At 65.1% G+C, this 19,050-nt stretch carries 20 protein-coding genes; 10 read left to right on the plus strand and 10 right to left on the minus strand.

The features are described 5' to 3' along the window. Positions 1–146 precede the first annotated feature (146 nt). Positions 147–482, plus strand: a complete 336-nt coding sequence (locus C3B78_RS18990; protein WP_104999441.1) for a hypothetical protein — start codon at positions 147–149, stop codon at positions 480–482. A gap of 32 nt (positions 483–514) precedes the next feature. Here the strand turns inward: C3B78_RS18990 and C3B78_RS18995 are convergent, their stop codons facing one another. From C3B78_RS18995 to C3B78_RS19015, 5 genes are all read right to left on the minus strand, one after another. Next, positions 515–1,135: a phosphatase PAP2 family protein gene (locus tag C3B78_RS18995; protein WP_104999442.1), complete on the minus strand. Its 621-nt coding sequence runs from the start codon at positions 1,133–1,135 to the stop codon at positions 515–517. A 9-nt stretch (positions 1,136–1,144) separates the two neighbouring features. Further along, positions 1,145–2,629 carry a dihydrolipoamide acetyltransferase family protein gene (locus C3B78_RS19000; protein WP_104999443.1) on the minus strand — a complete coding sequence of 495 codons (1,485 nt, stop codon included), beginning with the start codon at positions 2,627–2,629 and terminating at the stop codon, positions 1,145–1,147. Between the two features lie 21 nt (positions 2,630–2,650). Then, on the minus strand, positions 2,651–3,631 hold the full coding sequence (locus C3B78_RS19005) for an alpha-ketoacid dehydrogenase subunit beta (protein WP_104999444.1): 981 nt from the start codon (positions 3,629–3,631) through the stop codon (positions 2,651–2,653). After that, complete coding sequence (pdhA, locus tag C3B78_RS19010) at positions 3,631–4,872, minus strand: pyruvate dehydrogenase (acetyl-transferring) E1 component subunit alpha (RefSeq protein ID WP_104999445.1); 1,242 nt, start codon at positions 4,870–4,872, stop codon at positions 3,631–3,633. The genes C3B78_RS19005 and pdhA overlap by 1 nt, the downstream gene beginning before the upstream one ends. Before the next feature lie 149 nt (positions 4,873–5,021). After that, entirely contained in the window at positions 5,022–6,140 is a 1,119-nt protein-coding gene (locus tag C3B78_RS19015; protein WP_104999446.1) for a histidinol-phosphate transaminase, read from the minus strand. Between the two features lie 126 nt (positions 6,141–6,266). Here C3B78_RS19015 and C3B78_RS19020 point away from each other — a divergent pair, with 126 nt between their 5' ends. Further along, positions 6,267–7,145: an endonuclease/exonuclease/phosphatase family protein gene (locus C3B78_RS19020; RefSeq protein WP_104999447.1), complete on the plus strand. Its 879-nt coding sequence runs from the start codon at positions 6,267–6,269 to the stop codon at positions 7,143–7,145. 115 nt (positions 7,146–7,260) lie between these two features. Then, the gene (locus C3B78_RS19025; RefSeq protein ID WP_104999448.1) at positions 7,261–7,686 is read left to right on the plus strand and encodes a phage holin family protein; all 426 of its coding nucleotides are present in this window, start codon (positions 7,261–7,263) and stop codon (positions 7,684–7,686) included. Positions 7,687–7,718: 32 nt separating this feature from the next. On the opposite strand, the gene C3B78_RS19030 is transcribed toward C3B78_RS19025, so the two are convergent. Both C3B78_RS19030 and C3B78_RS19035 read right to left on the minus strand, forming a co-directional pair. Then, positions 7,719–9,065 carry a hypothetical protein gene (locus C3B78_RS19030; protein ID WP_104999449.1) on the minus strand — a complete coding sequence of 449 codons (1,347 nt, stop codon included), beginning with the start codon at positions 9,063–9,065 and terminating at the stop codon, positions 7,719–7,721. After that, positions 9,065–9,367, minus strand: a complete 303-nt coding sequence (locus C3B78_RS19035) for a hypothetical protein (RefSeq protein ID WP_104999450.1) — start codon at positions 9,365–9,367, stop codon at positions 9,065–9,067. Before C3B78_RS19035 ends, C3B78_RS19030 begins: the two co-directional genes overlap by 1 nt. Before the next feature lie 186 nt (positions 9,368–9,553). Here C3B78_RS19035 and purB point away from each other — a divergent pair, with 186 nt between their 5' ends. Further along, positions 9,554–10,996, plus strand: a complete 1,443-nt coding sequence (gene purB, locus C3B78_RS19040; RefSeq protein ID WP_104999451.1) for an adenylosuccinate lyase — start codon at positions 9,554–9,556, stop codon at positions 10,994–10,996. A gap of 104 nt (positions 10,997–11,100) precedes the next feature. Then, positions 11,101–11,772: a histidine phosphatase family protein gene (locus C3B78_RS19045; RefSeq protein ID WP_104999452.1), complete on the plus strand. Its 672-nt coding sequence runs from the start codon at positions 11,101–11,103 to the stop codon at positions 11,770–11,772. Here C3B78_RS19045 and C3B78_RS19050 read toward each other — a convergent pair. The 3 genes from C3B78_RS19050 to C3B78_RS19060 all read right to left on the minus strand — a co-directional run bounded on the left by C3B78_RS19050 (position 11,769) and on the right by C3B78_RS19060 (position 13,598). Further along, positions 11,769–12,689: a serine/threonine-protein kinase gene (locus C3B78_RS19050; protein WP_104999453.1), complete on the minus strand. Its 921-nt coding sequence runs from the start codon at positions 12,687–12,689 to the stop codon at positions 11,769–11,771. The genes C3B78_RS19045 and C3B78_RS19050 overlap by 4 nt on opposite strands. After that, positions 12,686–13,018 carry a hypothetical protein gene (locus C3B78_RS19055; RefSeq protein ID WP_104999454.1) on the minus strand — a complete coding sequence of 111 codons (333 nt, stop codon included), beginning with the start codon at positions 13,016–13,018 and terminating at the stop codon, positions 12,686–12,688. Before C3B78_RS19055 ends, C3B78_RS19050 begins: the two co-directional genes overlap by 4 nt. Before the next feature lie 73 nt (positions 13,019–13,091). Then, complete coding sequence (locus tag C3B78_RS19060; RefSeq protein WP_104999455.1) at positions 13,092–13,598, minus strand: MarR family winged helix-turn-helix transcriptional regulator; 507 nt, start codon at positions 13,596–13,598, stop codon at positions 13,092–13,094. Between the two features lie 154 nt (positions 13,599–13,752). On the opposite strand from C3B78_RS19060, the gene C3B78_RS19065 reads away from it, so the two are divergent. From C3B78_RS19065 to C3B78_RS19085, 5 genes are all read left to right on the plus strand, one after another. Next, positions 13,753–14,256 carry a GNAT family N-acetyltransferase gene (locus C3B78_RS19065; protein ID WP_104999456.1) on the plus strand — a complete coding sequence of 168 codons (504 nt, stop codon included), beginning with the start codon at positions 13,753–13,755 and terminating at the stop codon, positions 14,254–14,256. Positions 14,257–14,348: 92 nt separating this feature from the next. Continuing rightward, a complete protein-coding gene (locus tag C3B78_RS19070) occupies positions 14,349–14,789 on the plus strand; it encodes an acyl-CoA thioesterase (RefSeq protein ID WP_104999457.1) in 441 nt (146 codons plus the stop codon). Between the two features lie 242 nt (positions 14,790–15,031). Further along, positions 15,032–16,108 (plus strand): extracellular solute-binding protein, encoded by a 1,077-nt coding sequence (locus C3B78_RS19075; protein WP_104999458.1) that lies wholly within the window; start codon positions 15,032–15,034, stop codon positions 16,106–16,108. Positions 16,109–16,163: 55 nt separating this feature from the next. Further along, a complete protein-coding gene (locus C3B78_RS19080; protein ID WP_104999459.1) occupies positions 16,164–17,231 on the plus strand; it encodes an ABC transporter ATP-binding protein in 1,068 nt (355 codons plus the stop codon). Continuing rightward, positions 17,228–19,048: an ABC transporter permease gene (locus tag C3B78_RS19085; protein ID WP_104999460.1), complete on the plus strand. Its 1,821-nt coding sequence runs from the start codon at positions 17,228–17,230 to the stop codon at positions 19,046–19,048. The genes C3B78_RS19080 and C3B78_RS19085 overlap by 4 nt, the downstream gene beginning before the upstream one ends. The last annotated feature ends 2 nt before the right edge of the window (positions 19,049–19,050 follow it).

Consider the following 19,050-nt stretch of genomic DNA (forward strand, 5'->3'; position numbering starts at 1 on the left):
CTCCGCGGACACCATGCGGGAGCCACGCCCCTGCATGGTGTCCGTTCTCACGCCCGAAAGCGCCCTTCCGGCGCTGCCCCGACGATAAAATTGGATAAGCCCCCAACGGTGCGGACACCCACTACCACCACCATCAAGGGGCCCCGATGATTACCCTCCAGCGCCGCCATCTCGCAGGCCACGACATCCTCCTGGCCCGCCACGGCAACCACATCTGCTCCATGCGGGTTGACCGCAGCAATGACCGGGTAGTTGCCTTGCTGGACGACGGCAGCGTGGACAGCGCGCCGAACCTCATCGCTCCCGGCCTGAGGCATCCCGAGACCGTGGGCAGCGTATTGCGGGAGGACTGGAAGCTCCTTACGGCCTGGGCCGGCATGGCAGCGGCCATGGCTTTACTCATGACGGGTGCAGCAGTGGTTCTTGGTACCACGGCAGACCCTGCCGCTTTCGAAATATTCGCCGCGTACACCTCCTACTAAGGAGCGAACCCACCTCCTGCCGGGTTGCTTGGCTAAGGCACCATCCAGCCCTTGAGGGCCCACCAGATCCCGCCCATCACCACGCCGCCAAAGAGCGAGCCGGCTATTACCTGTGCACGGGAATGCGCGCGCAGCACCACACGGGACCAGCCCACGGCGGGCACCAGGAGCAGTAGCGGAAGCCACGCCGGCCCAAGCATGAGCACGGCGATCACGGCTGAAGAGGACATCGCCGCCGCGTGCCCGCTGATCTTCCAGAACGGGCTAACGGCCGCCAGCACCACCACCCCCGCCACCACGGCAAGGACCATTGCCACCACGCTTTGCGGCGCCCCCGCGGCGTCCAGCACCAGGAGCCCGGCCAGGATGCAGGCCAGCGCCATCAGCAGCACAGGCGCACGCTGCCGGCGGTCGCTGACGTGGTGGTCCGTCACCTTCCCCATCCGTACAAGCAGGAGCAGCAGGAACAGCGGGAGCACACAGACAAACAGGGCGGCCAGCGCTCCGTAGCCAATGGTTCCGGGGAACCCCGGCTGCGTCATGGGGCTGATCAGCAACTGGATGCCCACCACCACGGGTGGCTGGAACACCTCCGTCAGCCATCTCGCGACCCGGTTTTTCAGCCGGATGGCGCGGCTGCTGTTGGCGGCCACAGTGCTGTCCTAGTCCAGGAGGAGCGCCGGTTCCTCCAGGATGGCGGCGACGTCGGCCATAAAGCGGGCGGAGAGATCGCCGTCAACCACGCGGTGGTCGAATGATCCGCCAAGCGTCGTGATCCAGCGCGGGATCACTTCCCCGTCCAGGACCCAGGGCTTCTGCTTGATGGTTCCGAAGGCAACGATGGCAACCTCGCCCGGATTGATGATGGGAGTGCCGGTATCAATCCCGAGGGCACCGATGTTGGTGATGGTGAGCGTGCCGCCCTGCATCTCGGCGGGCTGGGTTTTGCCGGCCCTGGCGGTGACGGCCAGGTTGTTGAGCGCAAGCGCCAGTTCCTTCAGGGACAGGTCCTGGGCGTTCTTGATGTTCGGCACCATTAGCCCGCGGGGTGTGGCCGCCGCAATGCCCAGGTTCATGTAGTGCTTTACCTGGATCTCGGCGCCGCCGGCTCCGTCCGCGTTGTCCACCCACGTGGCATTGACGCTGGGGTTCCGCGCTGCCGCCCAGATCACGGCCTTGGCAAGGATAAGCAGCGGCGAGACTTTGATGCCCTCAAAATCCCGGGACGCCTTGAGCCGCTTGACGAATTCCATGGTGCGGCTGGCATCAACGTCGACGAAAATACTGACGTGCGGCGCCGCAAACGCGGAATCCACCATGGCCTTCGCCGTGGCTTTCCGGACGCCCTTGACGGGAATCCGTTCGATCCTCTGGTCCTGCGGCTTGCCGGCCTTCCCCCAGAACCCGTCCGCCTTGTCCAGTTCCGCGTCCCGCTGGGCCTGGTAGCTGACCAGGTCCTCCCGCGTGACCTCGCCGCGTGATCCGGTTGCCACCACGTCCGCCAGGTCAATGCCCAGGTCCCGGGCGATCTTGCGGACCGGAGGCTTCGCCAGCACGCGGTTGACGAGGCCTGTGATGGTGCCTCCCAGGGTGGGGCGGTTGTCGGCGGCGGCGTCCTGGCTGGTGCCGGGCGCCGCCGCATCCTGGATTTCCGCCGTCGAATGCGGCTGCACAGGCTCAACCTCGGGGGCGTTCGCCGTAAAGGCGGCAGCCGGCGACGCCTTCCGCGGCCTGCGCTTCACGGCGTCGGCCTTGGGCCCCGAACCCACCAGTGGACCGCCGGCCAGGGCACTGTCCTGCGTGCCGGCGTCGGACGCTGCCCCGTCCCCGGCAGGAAGCTTGCCGTACAGCGGCTGCACGGGCATCTCCGGGGCGCGGGTATCCGCGGGGGTCGGGTCCCCGGCAACATCATCGCTGACGCTGATGATGGCGGTGCCGACGTCGATGGTCACGCCTTCAGGGACCAGCAGTTCAGTGACGGTTCCCGCAAAAGGGGAGGGCAATTCCACGAGGGACTTGGCCGTTTCGATTTCGCAGAGGACGTCGTTGATGGCGACGGCGTCGCCCGGCTTGACCTTCCAGGAGACGATTTCGGCCTCGGTGAGTCCCTCGCCGACGTCGGGCAGGTTGAACTTGTTGAGAGTCATGGTGTCCTCGGTTGGAAAGCCTCAGTAGGAGAGGGCGCGGTCCAGCGCCTCCAGGATGCGGTCAATGTCCGGAAGGTAGTCTTCCTCCACCTTGGCAACCGGATAGGGCATGTGGAATCCGCCGACGCGGATCACAGGGGCCTCCAGTGAATGGAAGGCACGCTCGCTGATCCTGGCCGCGATCTCACCGCCGATGCCGCCGAACGTGGGTGCCTCATGTGCCACGATCAGCCGTCCGGTCTTCTGCACCGAGGCCGTGACGGTATCGAAGTCCAGCGGCGAGATGGACCGGAGGTCGATTACCTCCACGCTGTGGCCGTCCTCCTCCGCTGCGTTGGCGGCGGCAAGGGCAACCGGGACCAGCGGGCCGTACGCAACCACAGTTGCGTCCGTGCCGCTGCGGAGGACGTGGGCCTTGAAGGGATCGCCCGCCCGGCCCGGCGCCTGCACGTCCACCTCGCCCTTGAGCCAGTACCGGCGCTTGGGCTCGAAAATGATGACGGGATCCTGGCACTCCACGGCCTGCTGGACCATCCAGTACGCGTCATGCGCATTGGACGGCGTGATGATGCGCAGGCCTGCAGTGTGCGCGAACAGTGCCTCCGGGGACTCCGAGTGGTGCTCAACCGAACCGATTCCGCCGCCGTACGGGATGCGGATGACCACCGGGACCGTGAGGTTGCCGTTGCTGCGGGCGTGCATCTTGGCCAGCTGGGTGGTGATCTGGTTGAAACCGGGGAAGACGAACCCGTCGAACTGGATCTCGCAGACGGGGCTGTACCCGCGCAGGGCCAGGCCGATGGCGGTGCCGATGATCCCGGATTCGGCCAGTGGGGTATCCACCACGCGGTCCGGGCCGAACTCGCCGATCAGTCCGTCGGTCACCCTGTAGACCCCGCCCAGGGGCCCGATGTCTTCACCCATCAGCAGTGATTTGGGGTTTTGCGTGAGGGTTGCGCGGAGGCCTTCGTTGATGGCCTTGGCAATAGTCATGGTGGTCATCAGAGGCCTGCCTTTGCTGCTGCCTGCGCCGTTTCTTCGCCAGGCTCACCGGCCGCGAACCCCGCGCTGTATTCCTCAAACCATGCAAGCTCCTCCGCCACCAGGGGGTGGGCTTCGGCGTAGGTATTGGCGAAGGCAGAGCGGATGTCAGGTGTCTCGAGGTCGTGGGTGGTGCGCCGGACGTAGGCGGCAAGCTCATCGCCGTCGGCCTTTACCTTCGCGAAGAAGGCGTCGTCGGCCAGGCCTTCCGAGCGGAGGTATTTCTCCACGCGCGCCAGGGGGTCCTTGGCCCGCCAGGCGTCTTCTTCCGACGACTGGCGGTACTTGGTGGGGTCATCGGCGGTGGTGTGCGCGCCCACCCGGTAGGTGAAGGCCTCGATCAGGACCGGGCCTTTGCCTTGGCGCGCGTGCTCCAAAGCCCATTCCGTGACGGCATGGACGGCTATCACGTCGTTGCCGTCCACGCGGATGCCCGGGAAGCCGTACCCCTTGGCGCGGTTGGACAGGGGGACACGGGTCTGGACGTTGGTGGGCACCGAAATGGCCCAGTGGTTGTTCTGGCAGAAGAACACCACCGGGGCGTTGTACGAGGAAGCGAAAACCATGGACTCGTGGACGTCGCCCTCGGAGCTGGCGCCGTCGCCGAAGTAGGCGATCACGGCAGCGTCCTCCCCTGCACCGGTGGCTCCCGTTGCTGCTGCCAGCTTCTGGTCGCGCTGGATCCCCATGGCGTAGCCCACGGCGTGGAGCGTCTGGGCTGCGAGGACCAGTGTGTAGAGGTGGAAGTTGGTGTCTTTCGGGTTCCAGCCGCCGTTTGACACTCCGCGGAACTGCCGGAGGAGCTCGGCCAGGTCCACGTTGCGGGTCAGGGCCACGCCGTGTTCGCGGTAGGTGGGGAAGATGTAGTCCTGCGGCTGGCTGGCCCTGCCGGAGCCGATCTGCGCAGCTTCCTGGCCGGTCAGCGGGACCCAGAGGGCCAGCTGCCCCTGGCGCTGCAGTGCCGTTGCCTCGACGTCAAACCGGCGGATTGCCGCCATGTCCGCATAGAGGCCGCGCAGGACTTCAGGGGTGATCTTCTGCGCGTACTCGGTGAAGACGGGGTCCAAACCAAGCTTTCCGTCCGGGCCCAGTAGCTGGACCATCTGCGCCGGGGGCTCGCCCATGACGGCCTCGGCATCAGCCTCGCGCTGGTCGTCTACCGCTGTTTCGTCGAACTCGGTGGAAGGCAGATGTGTGCCCATACCGTCTCCTCGCTTGCCGCATGCGGATGCAGTGCAATGTCGCTGGGATATATGCCTCAAAAGGAATAGATTCCATTTGAGGCATATATATTGCTGTACTGATCCTAACTTTATCTTCAGTAGGTAGCCGCAGAGCTACTTGTTAAGCGCTAGGAACCCTGTGGCGCGTTTGTATAGTTCGCACACAGCTGGAGGAACCGGGAGTTCGCCTCGGCCTCACCGATGCTCACCCTGACACCTTCGCCCGGGAATGCGCGGACGGACAGCGCCTTTGCCCCGGCCGCCTCGGCGAACTCGGCGCTGTGGGCGCCCAGTTTCAGCCAGACAAAGTTCCCCTGGGCATCGGGAACGGCCCACCCCAAGCTTCGGAGTCCTGCAGTGACCCGCTCCCGCTCATCAACCAGGCTTTGTACCCTTTCTACAACCTGGGGGAAGTTCTGCAGCGAAACAATTGCGGCCTTTTCAGCGATCTGCGACACGGCGAAGGGGGTTGCGGCCACCCTGAGGTGCTGCGTCAGCGCGGGGCTGGACACGCTGTAGCCTACCCGTAGCCCGGCCAGCCCGTGCGCCTTGGAGAAGGTCCGGAGCACCACCACGTTGGGGTACCTGCGGTACATGTCGATTCCATCCACCGCTTCGTCGTCCCGCACGAACTCCTGGTAGGCCTCGTCAATTACTACCACCACGTGAGGTGGGACGAGCCGGATGAATTCCTCGGTTTCCGCTGCGCGAAGGGCTGGGCCGGTTGGATTATTGGGTGTGCAGAGGAGGACCATTTTGGTCCGGGGCGTCACGGCGGCGGCCATCGCGGGGAGGTCGTGCCGGCCGTCGGCGGTGACGGGGATGCGCACGCCTTCAGCGCCGGAGAGGCCCACACTGATGGGGTACGCCTCAAAGGACCGCCAGGCGTAGATCACTTCATCCGGCGTGCCGTCGTCGTTCCGTCCCACGAAAGTGGCCAGGAGCTGGTTCAGGGCGCCAAGGCTGCCCGCACCCGTGACGATGTCGTCCGAAGGGACGCCCAGGAACGCGGACAGCTCGCCGCGGAGCCTGCTGCTGAGCGGGTCCGGATAACGGTTGAAGTCGGCCTGGTGCGCAATGGCATCCAGGACTGCGGGAAGCGGGGGCAGCGGATTCTCGTTCGAGGACAGCTTGTAGCTGGCCAGCCCGTCAACGGCCGCGGGGGGCTTTCCGGCGGCGTAGCGGGGTAGCCGGGCCACCACCGGACGGGGCTGGACACCGCCCGTCACTGTCTCAGATGACGTCATGCAGACCAGCCTACTTCGCGGCACCCACCTGCGGGCACTGCTGGGTTCACCGTCCCTTAACCACTGCGTCACCCGCCACTGATGGGCTGGGGATCCCACGAGGACCAAGCAGAAAGACAACCTCAAATGAAGCGAAAGCTTGCCGCAACGCTCTCCGCGGCCGCCCTGGCCGTCGCCGGCGTACTCAGTGCCGGCGCACCTGCCATTGCCGCCGAGGAGGAGGAGGTGAAAACGACCGGGCTGAGCGATCTCCGGGTCATGTCCTACAACATCCACCATGGTGCCAGCGGCGATGACGTGCTCGACCTGGATCGGATTGCCAGGGAGATCGAATCCACTGGAGCGCAGATCGTCGGCCTCCAGGAAGTGGACAGGCACTGGTCCGCGCGCAGCAATTACCAGGACCAGGCGGCGTGGCTGGCGGAGCGTCTCGACATGCACTATGCATACGCAGCGAACCTGGACCTCGATCCGGAGCCGGGACGTACTGACCGGCGGCAGTACGGTACGGCTGTCCTCAGCAAATACCCCATTCTCAGTTCGCAGAACCACCTGCTGACCAACATCCAGTATGCAGAGAAGCCGACAGAGCAAAGGGGCCTGCTGGAAACAGTCATCAATGTGGAGGGCAACCACATCGGTTTTTACAACACGCACCTGGACCACCGCCGCAGCGAGCAGCGCCAACTGCAGGTCAAGGAAATCCTGGGTATCACCTCCGAATCCGACCGGCCCTCGTTGCTCGTGGGTGACCTGAACGCCGTTCCGGCCTCCACCGAGATGCAGCAGCTCATGACACGCTTCACGGACGTTTTTGCTGCGCTCGGCCAGGACCAGGCCTACACGATGCCCGTGGAGAATCCTGACCGTAGGATCGACTACATCCTCGGCCACGGTGATATCCGGCCCCGTTCCGCAGAGGTCATCAGCAGCGCCGCATCCGACCATCTGCCAATCGTCGCCGACGTTTCGGTGGCACGGAAGCCGAACGGCCTGGTGCGCTAAAAAGGACCACTCGGCATGGGCCACCACGAAAGCCCGGTTGTGTGGACATCCGCACCACCGGGCGTTTTCGTTTGTGGGTGCCGCGCCCACGCTGGCGCTGTGACAGCATAGGACCATGCGTTCATTCATTGGCCGGGTCCTCATCAACGCATTGGCATTGTGGATTGCCAGCTGGGTTCTTCCCGGCCTGGATATCACCACATCTGCTACAACGGACGCAGTAGCCAAGACCGGCGTGGCAGAGGGAACGGACGTGGCGGGAACCATCCTGGCGTACCTGTTCATCGGCCTGATCTTCGGATTAGTCAATGCGTTCATCCGCCCCTTAGTGAGCTTCCTGTCCCTCCCAATCACCATCCTGACGCTGGGCCTCTTCACCATCGTCATCAGCGCCGCGATGCTGTATGTGACGTCGTGGATCAGCAGCTTCACGCCGGTCCACTTCACCATTGATTCGTTTTTCTGGACGGCAGTGCTCGCGGCCATCATCATCACCCTGATCTCGCTGGTGGCCGGCCGGCTTGTGGGCGTCCGCCGGTAAGCGGGCACTTCGCTGTCCGGCCTCGCCCGGGCCTAGCGTCCTGCATAACCACGTCCCGGTTTGTGCCAATCAGCGGAGGCCGCGGCAGGTGCGGGGGCCCTTGTCCTCGACAGGGAAAACCGCGTGGCCGTAGCGGTGCCTCCCGTCCCGAGTATGGCGCCCAGCGCCGCGGTGGACTCCACCAGCGAAGGGTCGCGGCTTTGTGCCACGAGCCGGGCACCGTTTTGGTAGCTGCTTAGCTGATGGCCCGGACCTATGCCTGCATCCTCCCCCGTCTGAACGTACAAGTCATTGGTCATGGTGACCGTGACCCGGTTTCTGGCGTCCGGGTTTGGTGCGCCGTCGGCCCCGGGGACCCAGTCCGTCCGGTGCTCAAGGTGGAGGCTGCTGACGTCCGGCTTTGATGCAATGTGGGCGACGGGCGATCCCGCGGTCAGGACGTACCTGAGGTCGTATTCCTCCAGGAAGGCGCCGCTTGCTGCCAGGTTCATCGCGTGGATGCCCCCTTGGCTGTAACCGACGCCCACTATAGGGTCACCCTTCCTGGCGCCGGCTGCTTCAAGGGCTTCCCGAACAGCCTTGTTGACACTTTCCGAGCTGTCTCCCACGCCTTCGACTATGCCGTCCAGGTCAAAGGGATTTGCGCCCCCCGCAGCGTCACGCAGCTGGGTCCCCGGGATCACCACCACATAGGCTCTACGCCCGCCGCCATCAACTTCGATGACCTCGATATAGCCGGCTCCGCGTTCATCAATTACCCGGACACGTTCCAGCAGGCCTGACGGAGAAGGGTCCAGGACAATCGGAATACTTTCCTCCCTGGTGACTGCCAACGGGCGAGGCTTTAGTGCTGGAATCACGACATCCGCCAGCGCCTTGAGGAAGGGGGAGACAAAGGCGGCATTGCCGATGACGTTCTCGGTGGCGCTTCGGCTGAGAAACCCTGTCCGCCAGAAGTCCGCGTGGCGTTGCAGCTCTCCTTCGACGTTTGGAACTCCAAGACCGCGGGCAGCGCCTGCCAGCCGCTCCGCCATTTCGTAGTCGTGCTTGCAGGCCCGGACCTGGCTGCTGATGCTCTGCAGTTCGGTCCGGACCACCTGGACGCTCCGCCCAGCCCCACCCACCGCATTCAGGGCCATGGTTCCCGTCCACCGGGGCAGATCCTGGAATGGAGCGAGGTCCTCCCAGACGCGGCGGACCTCAACCTCGATCCCGGCAAGCCTGCCTGCCAGGTCATCCAGTTTTTCGGCGCCGCCCGTAAGCTCCTCGAGCTGGAAGCTGATACCGCCCACGCCTCCCCGGATCGCCAGGGTGCCATGGTCCGCTGGGCCGGAGACCCGGATGGGCCCGCCGCTGCCCGAAGGCGTGGCCTCGGCCATCAGGGCCTGCCGCTGTAGGAGCAGGCCGCCGCCAAGGTCTCCTGGCTGTGCCTGGCCACAGCTGCCTTTGCCTCAGTCAAGGATTCAAGGGAACGGCGAAGGGCGACAGCCTGCAATGACACGGAATCCCGGTATGCTCGGCCGGCCGGCGACTCCCATTGCAGCAACTGGATGTCCCTGAATCCGGCCAGGACTTCCTCTGCCCGGACCAGGCAGACCGCCAAGCGATCGGCCAACTGGTCCACCTGGGAAACACGGATCATGCCGGCCTGCAGGTCAGCGCCCGCCAAGTCTCTGCCCATTGCCCTTCCACCACACCTTTGCCTGTTGCATCCGAAAACTCCCCGGCCCTATCCGGGAACTGCCTTTCCACTCCGGACGCTACGGAGCGGCCGCTCCGGACTGAAGAGCCGTCGCCGGCTATGTGGACAAGTAACGCGGACAGCGGCCGCTTAAGGGGGTGCCGGACTTCATGAAAGAATCAGCACATGCCTGAAACTGCCGCCACAGCTGACACCCGTACGCCCTCAGGACGCCTGGCACTCGCCGCGTCCCCGGAAAAAATTGCGCTCGGCCCGCTGGATGGCCGCTACCAGTCGGCTGTCGCACCCTTGGTGGACTACCTTTCGGAGGCGGCCCTCAACCGGGACCGGGTGGCGGTGGAAGTTGAATGGCTCATCCACCTGACCAGCAACAACGTCCTTCCCGGCGCCGGCCCGCTCGCCCCGGAGCAGGAGGATCAGCTGCGTGCGATCGTCACGGAATTCGACGCCTCCTCCGTGGCCGAGCTTGCTGACATCGAGGCCGTCACGGTCCACGACGTCAAGGCCGTGGAGTACTACATCGGCCGGCGCCTGCCCGCCATCGGGATCGAAAACCTGACGGCCATGGTCCACTTCGGCTGCACCTCCGAGGACATCAACAACCTGTCCTACGCCCTGGGCATCAAGGGCGCTGTGGAGGACGTGTGGCTGCCCGCGGCACAGGCCCTGGTGGCACAGATCAGCACGATGGCCGAGGACAACCGCGCCGTCCCCATGCTGTCCCGCACCCACGGCCAGCCCGCCACGCCCACAACCCTGGGCAAGGAACTCGCCGTCATCGCGCACCGCCTGAACCGCCAGCTGGACCGCATTGCCCGGACCGAATACCTGGGCAAGATCAACGGTGCCACCGGCACCTACGCCGCCCACGTCGCTTCCGTCCCGGGCGCCGACTGGCAGCAGGTCTCCAAATCCTTCGTCGAGGGCCTGGGCCTTACCTGGAACCCGCTGACCACCCAGATCGAAAGCCACGACTGGCAGGCCGAGCTCTACGCCGACGTCGCCCGCTTCAACCGGATCCTGCACAACGTCTGCACGGACATTTGGAGCTACATTTCCATCGGCTACTTCGCGCAGATCCCGGTGGCCGGCGCCACGGGCTCTTCCACGATGCCGCACAAGGTGAACCCGATCCGCTTCGAGAACGCGGAAGCCAACCTGGAGATCTCCAATGGCCTCCTGGACACCCTGGGCGCCACGCTGGTCACCTCCCGCTGGCAGCGGGACCTCACCGACTCCTCCAGCCAGCGCAACATCGGCGTGGCGTTCGGCCACTCCCTGCTGGCCATCTCCAACGTGGCCAAGGGCCTGGAGCGCCTGGACGTTGCGGAAGACGTTCTGGCGGGCGACCTGGACACCAACTGGGAAGTGCTGGGGGAAGCCATCCAGATGGTGATGCGTGCTGAGGCGATTGCCGGCGTCGAAGGCATGGAGAACCCCTACGAGCGGCTCAAGGACCTCACCCGGGGCCAGCGGGTGGACGCGGCCCGCATGCAGGAATTCGTGCAAAGCCTTGGCCTGTCACCGGAGGCCGAGGCCAGGCTGCTCGCCCTGACCCCCGGAAAGTACACCGGCATCGCCGACCAGCTGGTGGACCACCTCAAGTAAAAGTACGACGACGGCGCCGGGCTCCCAAGGCCCGGCGCCTTTCTTGCGGGTCATCCGGGCTTTCGGGCGTCGTTCAGGGGATAGGGGAGTGCGAAACTGAAAGCATGAAACTGCTGCTCATCCGCCACGGACAGACTCCCGGTAACGTGCTTGGCCAACTCGATACGGCGCATCCTGGCCCCGGCCTCACGGAACTCGGCGAACGGCAGGCCGAGGCCATGGCCCGCTCGCTGGCGAACGAGCCCATCGGCGCCCTGTACGCGTCCACGCTGATCAGGACCCAGATCACGGCCGCGCCGCTGGGCCGGCTGCACAGCCTGGATGTCGAGGTGCTGGAAGGCCTGCACGAAATCGAAGCCGGCTCCCTCGAGAAACTGACGGACCATGAAGCCTACAAGCGCTACATGGGGACGGTCTTCTCCTGGGCCGCCGGGGACCTGGACCGCCGGATGCCGGCAGGTCCGGACGGGCACACGTTCTTTGACCGCTTCGATGCTGCCATCCGCCGGGTCGTGGACCGGGCACTCGACCAGCAGCATGAGGCCGCTGCAGTGGTCAGCCACGGTGCGGCGATCCGCACCTGGGCGGGACGCCGGGCGGAGGACGCGGACCACGAATTCGCCGCCCGGCACGTGCTGGCCAATACCGGAATCGTGGCGCTGGAAGGCGATCCGGACAGCGGGTGGAAGCTCATCCACTGGGACGGAAGCCCGGTGGGCGGACTTGCCCTCGCCGACGCAACCGCGGAGGACCCCACTGGCCGGGACGTAGCCTAGGCCAGCTGGCGGATCCGCCGGGCGGGAAAAACCGCCATCCCGCGGCAGGGGCTGACTGCTTCGCCGGCGGGTACGGGAACGAGCCGCGCGGCCATGTCCGCCGCCTCCCCCGCCGTCGGACGTCCCGCGCTGTCCATGGCCGTCAGGGACCGGAGGAAGGAACACCAGCCGGAACCCAGGGAGTCCGGCACCTCCGGACTGCGAAGGGTCCTGGCCACGAGGGACTCGATGGCAGTGCCGGGAAACGCCTTGGTTCCGGTGAGCAGCTCCAGCAGGACCAGGCCCATGGCGTAGACATCCCAGGAGGCACGCGCCGGTCCTCCCGATGCCTGCTCAGGGCTCATGTAGTGCACAGTCCCGGAGGAGACGCCTGGTTCAGGAGCGGAGCCGGCAGGCGCCACGATGCCGAAATCGATGATGCGGACAGGGCTGCGCCGCAGGCCGCTCAGCATCAGGTTGGCGGGCTTGATGTCGCGGTGCACCATCCCCTGCCCGTGGAGGTGGGCCAGCGCCTCAAAGAGGCCCCGCGCCCAGCCGGCAACCACGTCGGGATGGTACTGGCTGATGCGGGCAGCGTCCGAGAGGCTGGGGCCCAGTGCAAGTTCTTCCACAAGGAAAGGGCGGCCGGCGAGTGCAGAGTTCCCGGGCAGCACGCCCTGGCCGATGAACCTGACGATCGAGGGGTGCTGCAGGCCCGCCAAGACGGCGGCTTCGTTGCTGATCCGCTCAAAGTGTTTGGCCGAGGCGCCTACCGCCACCTTCACTGCCACGTCGGCCCCGCCTTCCAGGTCCGCCGCGCGGAAAACCTGCGCGAGCGCGCCACGGCCAACAAGCTCCTGGAGCTGGTAGCGTCCCGCCACTGTAGGTGCGGCGGCGTTGACGGCCGGGGTTGATCGAAGGTGCGCGGGGGCGGTCATGCGGAGAGCGCCGCTGGACGGGCCGGAACCGGCATAACTGCCCCGTCCTCGGATCCGTGGCCATAAGGGGACTCGATCCAGGCATCCAGCTGGAAACCGCACCCGCACCGCCACACGGGGGGCAGGTGGACGGGGCCGCCGTTTTCAGGCTCGAAGGTGTAGCCGACGGCCGCAGGCCCCACGGCGGGGGTGACAAGTTCCATGGCGGAGCCGCAGTGGACGGCGGGACTGCTGACCGCCCCGTCCTGCGGAGGCGAAGCGTTGAAGGACGCGCTGCACGCAAGGGATTCCAACGGCAAAAGCTCAGTAAAGGTAACCAAGACGCTCACGACTCCGGCTGTAAGGATTACGGGAATAATCGTAAGCATACATATTGCTAGCTCATCTAGCTAGCTAGGCTAGTTACTTCTCTTCGTGTTGCGCCTGCTGCAGCGCCTCGGTCATCCGCTCCAGGAACTTAACCACCACCCGGGCCTCCTCCGCGGTCAGTCCTTCTGCCACGGACATCATCTGCCGGTGCATGGCACCGAGCGTCACGCGCACCTCCTTGTCCGATTCGACGGTGGGAACCACCACTACGGACCGCCTGTCCGTGGGATGGGCCTCGCGGCGCACATGCCCGCTCGCCACAAGCCTGTCAATGAGGGAGGTGGTGGATGCGCTGGTGATGCCCAGGAAGTGGCTGATGTCCTTGGGAACCACCGTCTTGCCGGAGGCCTGGACCCGCAGCAGGTAGCGCAGGGCGAGGATATCCGTTTCACCCATTCCCATGGAATCCCGGGTGGACCGGCGCACCGCCGTTTCAGCAGTCCGATAGTCCCGCAACGACTTCAATACCGCCGCGCTGTAGTCCAACTGACCATCCGGCCCGTACCAATACCCGGAGCCTTCATTACCCATAGAGCGCATGGAATCATACTAGTCCAGCTGATAACTAGGCAGCCAAGTGAGTTGGCGATGTGCATAAACTGCACGTTATCCCGCAGCTAACCGGGAAGAAACAACGGCGTAACGGCCGCCTCCTACTCTGGGTTTGCATAACCCTTCGGAGAATCGAGGCACAATGCAGACCAACCCGCGGCTTAACATCAGGCAGGTCCCCTGGTCCAACCCCGTGGGCGCGGATCTGCGCCGCGCCCAGCAGGCCGAACTGGACGCCCGCTTTGGCACCCCCGACCACGAACCCGGGCCGCCGCCGTCGGGCGCCGATTGCGCAGTCTTCCTTGTTGCGTATGACAAGGGCTCGGGACAGCCCGTGGGCTGCGGCGGCCTGCGGATGCTCGACGCGGAAACTGCGGAGATCAAACGTTTGTACGTGGTTCCGTACACCCGGGGTTCGGGTGTGGCGAGTTCCATCCTGGCAGCCCTTGAGGCGGAAGCCTTCAGGCAGGGAATCACGCGGATCAAGGCGGAAGCGGGATCGGCTCAGCCGGACGGGCGGAACTTCTACGAAAACTCGGGGTTTGAAGCCGTTCCGAACTTCGGACCCTACATCGGGGTTGCACACTCTTACTGCTACGCGAAGAGCATCAACGCCCGCAGCGCGGCCCATACCGCCATGGCCTAGGCTCGCGGGACCGGGGGGGCAGCCCGCCCCCGCCAGGCGTGCGGGTACGTCACACAGGATGCGCCTGCGCCGCCTTCAGCTAACCTCGCCCTATGGAAACAGCAGACATCACTTTCCGCACCCGCAAGTGGGTCCGGCCCGAGGACCTCAACGCGAACGGGACGCTGTTCGGCGGCAGCCTGCTGAAGTGGATCGATGAGGAAGCGGCCATCTACGCCATCCTCCAGCTCGGCAACGGCCGCGCCGTCACCAAGTACATCTCTGAAATCAACTTCGTCAGCTCCGCTGTGCAGGGCGATCTCATCGAGATGGGGCTGACCGCCACGCGCTTCGGCAGGACCTCGCTGACCATGCGCGCCGAGGTCCGCAACATGATCACCCGCCAAAGCATCCTCACCATCGAGGAAATCGTCTTCGTGAACCTCAACCCATCCGGCAAGCCGGAGCCGCACGGCTATACCGAGATCACCTACGACCGGGACAGGATCCCCACGCACCACCTCACGGAGACGCTGAGTGGAGACGCACAGTAGGGGCTGACGACGGCGGCGCGTACGTTCCGCCGTCGGGCCGCCGTTGCCGACGCCTGCCGCGGCGCCTTGGGCAACTTTTGCCGCCCGTTCATACGTACGCCTCCGACCGTTCTCCTGCCTGGACCAGAGTGGACAGCCGGGCTGTTTATCGAATCGATAGCCATAACAGCCGTGAATTCCGCATGCCCGGCGTTAGGCTTGCCGGACATGCTCCGATTCCAGTCCAGAAATGAGTCCAGATCGTGCGTAAATTGAAGACCTTGGCTGCCGCCGCCGTCGCCCTCACCCTTCTTGCCGGATGCGGCGGAGGGGCCGCCACCCCCGCCGCGTCAGGGGAGTCCTCCCCAGCTCCGGCAGGCGGTTCGGGAGAAACCCTGGTTGTCTACACGAACTCCAACGGCGAGGGCCGCGGGGACTGGCTGACTGCCAAGGCCGCTGAAGCAGGCTTCAAGATCGAGATTGTCGGTGCCGGCGGCGCAGACGCCACCAACAAGCTGATTGCCGAGAAGAACAACCCCATTGCCGACGTCGCGTTCGGGTTGAACAACATGTACTTCTCGCAGATCAAGGCCGCAGGCGCCCTAGAGCCCTACGAACCGGCCTGGGCCGGCGAAGTGGACAAGGAACTGGGTGACGGCGAGGCCTACTGGCCCTTGGTAAAGCAGGCAATCCTCCTTGGCTACAACTCGGAGAAGATCTCGAAGGACAAGGCCCCGCAGGACTGGACCGACCTGTGGACCAAGGAGGAGTTCAAGGACCGTTACGAGCGCGTAACCGGACTGGGCACCGCCACCGCGCAGCTCGTTTTCGCTGGAATCCTCAGCCGCTACCGGGACGATTCCGGCGACCTTGGGATCTCCGACGAGGGCTGGAAGCAGGTGGAGCAGTACTTCCAGAACGGCAGCCCGGCGGTTGCAAAGACCGATCTCTTTGCCCGCATCGCGTCCGGCGAAGTGGACATGGGCCAGATGCCGTCCTCGATCATCGCCGAGCGCGAGAAATCCTTCAAGGTGAATGTCGAGACTGTGATCCCGTCCGTGGGCGTCCCGCTCGCCGTGGAACAGATCGCCCTGGTGAAGGGCACCAAGAAGGAGGAGCAGGCCAAGAAATTCATCGACTGGTTCGGCAGCTCCGAGGTCCAGGGCGAGTTCGCAAAGCAATTCAATTCCATGCCGGTCAACAAGGAAGCCGAAGCCCAGGCCAACCCCGAGGTGGTGGACTTCTTCGCGGACCTCAAGCAGCAGGACATCGACTGGGAGTTCGTGCAGGAGAACATGGGCGCCTGGGTGGAGAAGATCGAACTCGAGTACATGACGTAACCGGTCCGCAGCCGGCCCCGTCAACCCGACCTTCGCTTCATCAGACAGGTTTGCCATGATCCGCTTGGACAACATCGAAGTTTCCTTTGGTGATTTCACCGCCATCCCCAACCTTGACCTGCACGTGCGCCCGGGGGAGTTTTTCACCCTCCTGGGGCCGTCCGGCTGCGGGAAAACGACTGCCCTGCGGACGTTGGCGGGCTTCATCCAGCCTTCCGCCGGCAGGGTGCACGTTGACGGCAAGGACGTTACCCGCCTTCCCAGCGACAAGAGGCAGGTGGGCATGGTGTTCCAAAACTATGCCCTCTTCCCCAGCATGAGCGTGTGGGAGAACATCGCCTTCGGACTCAGGGTCAGGAAGGAGAAACCGGCGGACAGTGACCGCCTGGTCCGGGACATCGCGCGGCGGGTGGAGCTCAGCGATGAGCAGTTGTCCAAGAATGTGGCGGAGCTGTCCGGCGGACAGCAGCAGAGGGTTGCCGTGGCACGGGCGCTCGTGCTGCGGCCCAAAATCCTCCTGCTGGACGAGCCGCTGTCCAACCTGGATGCCAAACTGCGCCACCAGCTACGGCAGCAGCTCAAGGACCTGCAGAGCGAGTTCGGCATCACCACGGTGTACGTCACCCACGACCAGGACGAGGCGCTGGCCATGAGCGACCGGGTGGCAGTGTTCAACAAGGGCGTGGTGGAACAGGTGGGGACGCCGCAGGAGATCTACGACCACTCGGCCTCGGAGTTTGTCTGCAACTTCATCGGCGACAGCTCCGCGCTGACCCCGGAGTTCGTGGCGGAACTGAACCGGCTTGCGGGGGCAGGGCTCAACACGGACGCCAAGTCCTACCTTCGGGTGGAAAAAGCGTCCCTGGACCGCGGGGCTGAAGGAGGCGGCGCCGTCGGACTTTCCGGCACGGTGGTGTCCCGCACCTACCACGGCCTGCACAGCCGCTATGTGGTGCGCAGCCACGGAGCGGACATCCGGTTGCTGGTGAAGGAGGACGGCGGCGCCCACCCTGAGCCGGGCACGGAAACCACGGTCTACCTCCAGCCCGGGCACGTCCTGCAGTACCACCCTGCGACGGGGGCTGCCCTTCGGCAGCAGCACCCGGCAGCAGTCCTGCCATGAGCAGCACCGCGGTCCGCAGCATGGCCCGCTCCCCCTTCGTGCTGGTGGTTGGCGTGGTCCTGACCTGGTTCATTGCGGCATTCCTGGTGTGGCCGAACATCAACGTCCTGATAGCCACTTTCTTCCCGGACGGCAGCTTCTCCGGGAGGGCGGCGGAAAAGCTCTTCTCGTCCCAGCGGGCCATGAAGGCGCTCGGCAACAGTTTCCTGCTGGCGGTGGCCCTGTCCGTCACGGTGAACCTGGTGGGCGTGTTCATTGTCCTGGTGACGCACTACTTCCGGATCCGCGGCTCCAGGATCCTGTTCCTCGGCTATGCATCCACCTTTATCTACGGCGGCATTGTCCTGGCCGCCGGGTACAAGTTCATTTACGGGGACAAGGGAATCGTCACCTCGCTGCTGGTGAAGGTGTTCCCCGGCATGGACCCCGGCTGGTTCTCTGGCTTCTTCGCAGTCCTGGTGGTAATGACATTCGCCACCACCACCAACCACATGCTGTTCGTGGCCAACGCGCTGAAGGGCATCGACTACCAGACCATTGAAGCGGCCCGGAACCTGGGGGCCTCAACCTGGACCATCCTGCGCCGGATCGTGCTGCCCATGCTCAAGCCCACCCTGTTCGCAGTCACCATCCTGTCCTTCCTCACCGGGCTGGGCGCCCTGAGCGCTCCGCAGGTGCTGGGCGGGCGGGACTTCCAGACCGTCACCCCAATGATCCTGACCTTCACTAACAGCCCCACTTCCAGGGACCTGGCTGCGCTGCTGGCGGTGATCCTTGGGCTGGCCACGATCCTGATGCTCGCAGTGATGTCGCGGCTGGAGAAGGGCGGCACCTACTTCTCGGTGTCCAAGGTTTCCTCGGCCCTGCAGAAGCAGGACATCACCAACCCGGCGGCCAACGCGGCTGTCCACGCTGTTGCCTACCTGCTGTTCGCCGTCTACACGCTGCCGGTGGTGCTGATTGTCCTGTACTCGTTCGCCGACGGCGCTGCGATTCAGACCGGCCAGCTTTCACTCGGCAGCCTGACGCTTGAGAACTACGTGCGGGTCCTCACCCAGCCGTCGGGGCTGCGGCCGTTCATCGTCAGCGTGGTCTATAGCGCCCTGGCAGCCATCATTGCCGTGGGCGGGCTGCTGTTTGTGGCCCGGCTGCTGCAGAAGTACAAAAACTGGGTGGCGTCGGTCTTCGAATACCTGCTCCACATCCCCTGGATCCTGCCGTCCGCGCTACTGGCCCTTGGCCTCATCATCAGCTACGACCACCCCAATCCCCTGGTGGGCGGGGCGGTGCTCACCGGCACCACCGTGATCCTGCTGATCGCTTTTGTCACGGTCAAAATCCCGTTCACGCTGCGGATGCTCAAAGCGTCCTTCGCATCGGTGAATTCCTCCCTGGAGGAAGCAGCGGCCATCATGGGCGCCAAGACGCTGTATGTCTTCCGGCGGATCCTCCTGCCGCTGGTGCTCCCGGCTGCCGCTGCCATCACGGCACTGAATTTCAACAGCCTGCTCGACGACTACGACACCGCCATCTTCCTGGCCCACCCCTTGGTCCAGCCGCTGGGCCTGGTGATCAAGGCGAACACGGACGGCGCGGAGGGCGTGGCCGGCGTCGCCAACACCTTTGTGTATACCGTGCTCCTGATGGTCATCACCGGGGTGACCATGTACCTGGTGTACGGCCGCTCCAGCCGGGGCGGGTCACGGAAGAAGCGGCTGCCGGCCCTTCCGCCCGCGTCCGCCGCGCCTGGCCCCGGCGTTCCCGGGACCACCGGGTCCGGGGAGGGCGCCCTGCAGCCGGCCGCTCCTGTTCGCTGATC

This window comes from Arthrobacter sp. PGP41 (assembly GCF_002953935.1).
In the GTDB taxonomy this organism is placed as follows: domain Bacteria; phylum Actinomycetota; class Actinomycetes; order Actinomycetales; family Micrococcaceae; genus Arthrobacter.

Bases quoted from the DNA above. Each gene is read 5' to 3' on its own strand.
- purB (WP_104999451.1), top strand. From the start codon at position 9,554: ATGCCTGAAACTGCCGCCACAGCTGACACCCGTACGCCCTCAGGACGC.
- C3B78_RS19080 (WP_104999459.1), top strand. From the start codon at position 16,164: ATGATCCGCTTGGACAACATCGAAGTTTCCTTTGGTGATTTCACCGCC.
- C3B78_RS19050 (WP_104999453.1), bottom strand. From the start codon at position 12,689: ATGACCGCCCCCGCGCACCTTCGATCAACCCCGGCCGTCAACGCCGCC.
- C3B78_RS19020 (WP_104999447.1), top strand. From the start codon at position 6,267: ATGAAGCGAAAGCTTGCCGCAACGCTCTCCGCGGCCGCCCTGGCCGTC.
- C3B78_RS19070 (WP_104999457.1), top strand. From the start codon at position 14,349: ATGGAAACAGCAGACATCACTTTCCGCACCCGCAAGTGGGTCCGGCCC.
- C3B78_RS18990 (WP_104999441.1), top strand. From the start codon at position 147: ATGATTACCCTCCAGCGCCGCCATCTCGCAGGCCACGACATCCTCCTG.
- C3B78_RS19060 (WP_104999455.1), bottom strand. From the start codon at position 13,598: ATGCGCTCTATGGGTAATGAAGGCTCCGGGTATTGGTACGGGCCGGAT.
- C3B78_RS19065 (WP_104999456.1), top strand. From the start codon at position 13,753: ATGCAGACCAACCCGCGGCTTAACATCAGGCAGGTCCCCTGGTCCAAC.
- C3B78_RS19025 (WP_104999448.1), top strand. From the start codon at position 7,261: ATGCGTTCATTCATTGGCCGGGTCCTCATCAACGCATTGGCATTGTGG.
- pdhA (WP_104999445.1), bottom strand. From the start codon at position 4,872: ATGGGCACACATCTGCCTTCCACCGAGTTCGACGAAACAGCGGTAGAC.
- C3B78_RS19035 (WP_104999450.1), bottom strand. From the start codon at position 9,367: ATGGGCAGAGACTTGGCGGGCGCTGACCTGCAGGCCGGCATGATCCGT.
- C3B78_RS19005 (WP_104999444.1), bottom strand. From the start codon at position 3,631: ATGACCACCATGACTATTGCCAAGGCCATCAACGAAGGCCTCCGCGCA.
- C3B78_RS19030 (WP_104999449.1), bottom strand. From the start codon at position 9,065: ATGGCCGAGGCCACGCCTTCGGGCAGCGGCGGGCCCATCCGGGTCTCC.
- C3B78_RS19045 (WP_104999452.1), top strand. From the start codon at position 11,101: ATGAAACTGCTGCTCATCCGCCACGGACAGACTCCCGGTAACGTGCTT.
- C3B78_RS19000 (WP_104999443.1), bottom strand. From the start codon at position 2,629: ATGACTCTCAACAAGTTCAACCTGCCCGACGTCGGCGAGGGACTCACC.
- C3B78_RS19015 (WP_104999446.1), bottom strand. From the start codon at position 6,140: ATGACGTCATCTGAGACAGTGACGGGCGGTGTCCAGCCCCGTCCGGTG.
- C3B78_RS19085 (WP_104999460.1), top strand. From the start codon at position 17,228: ATGAGCAGCACCGCGGTCCGCAGCATGGCCCGCTCCCCCTTCGTGCTG.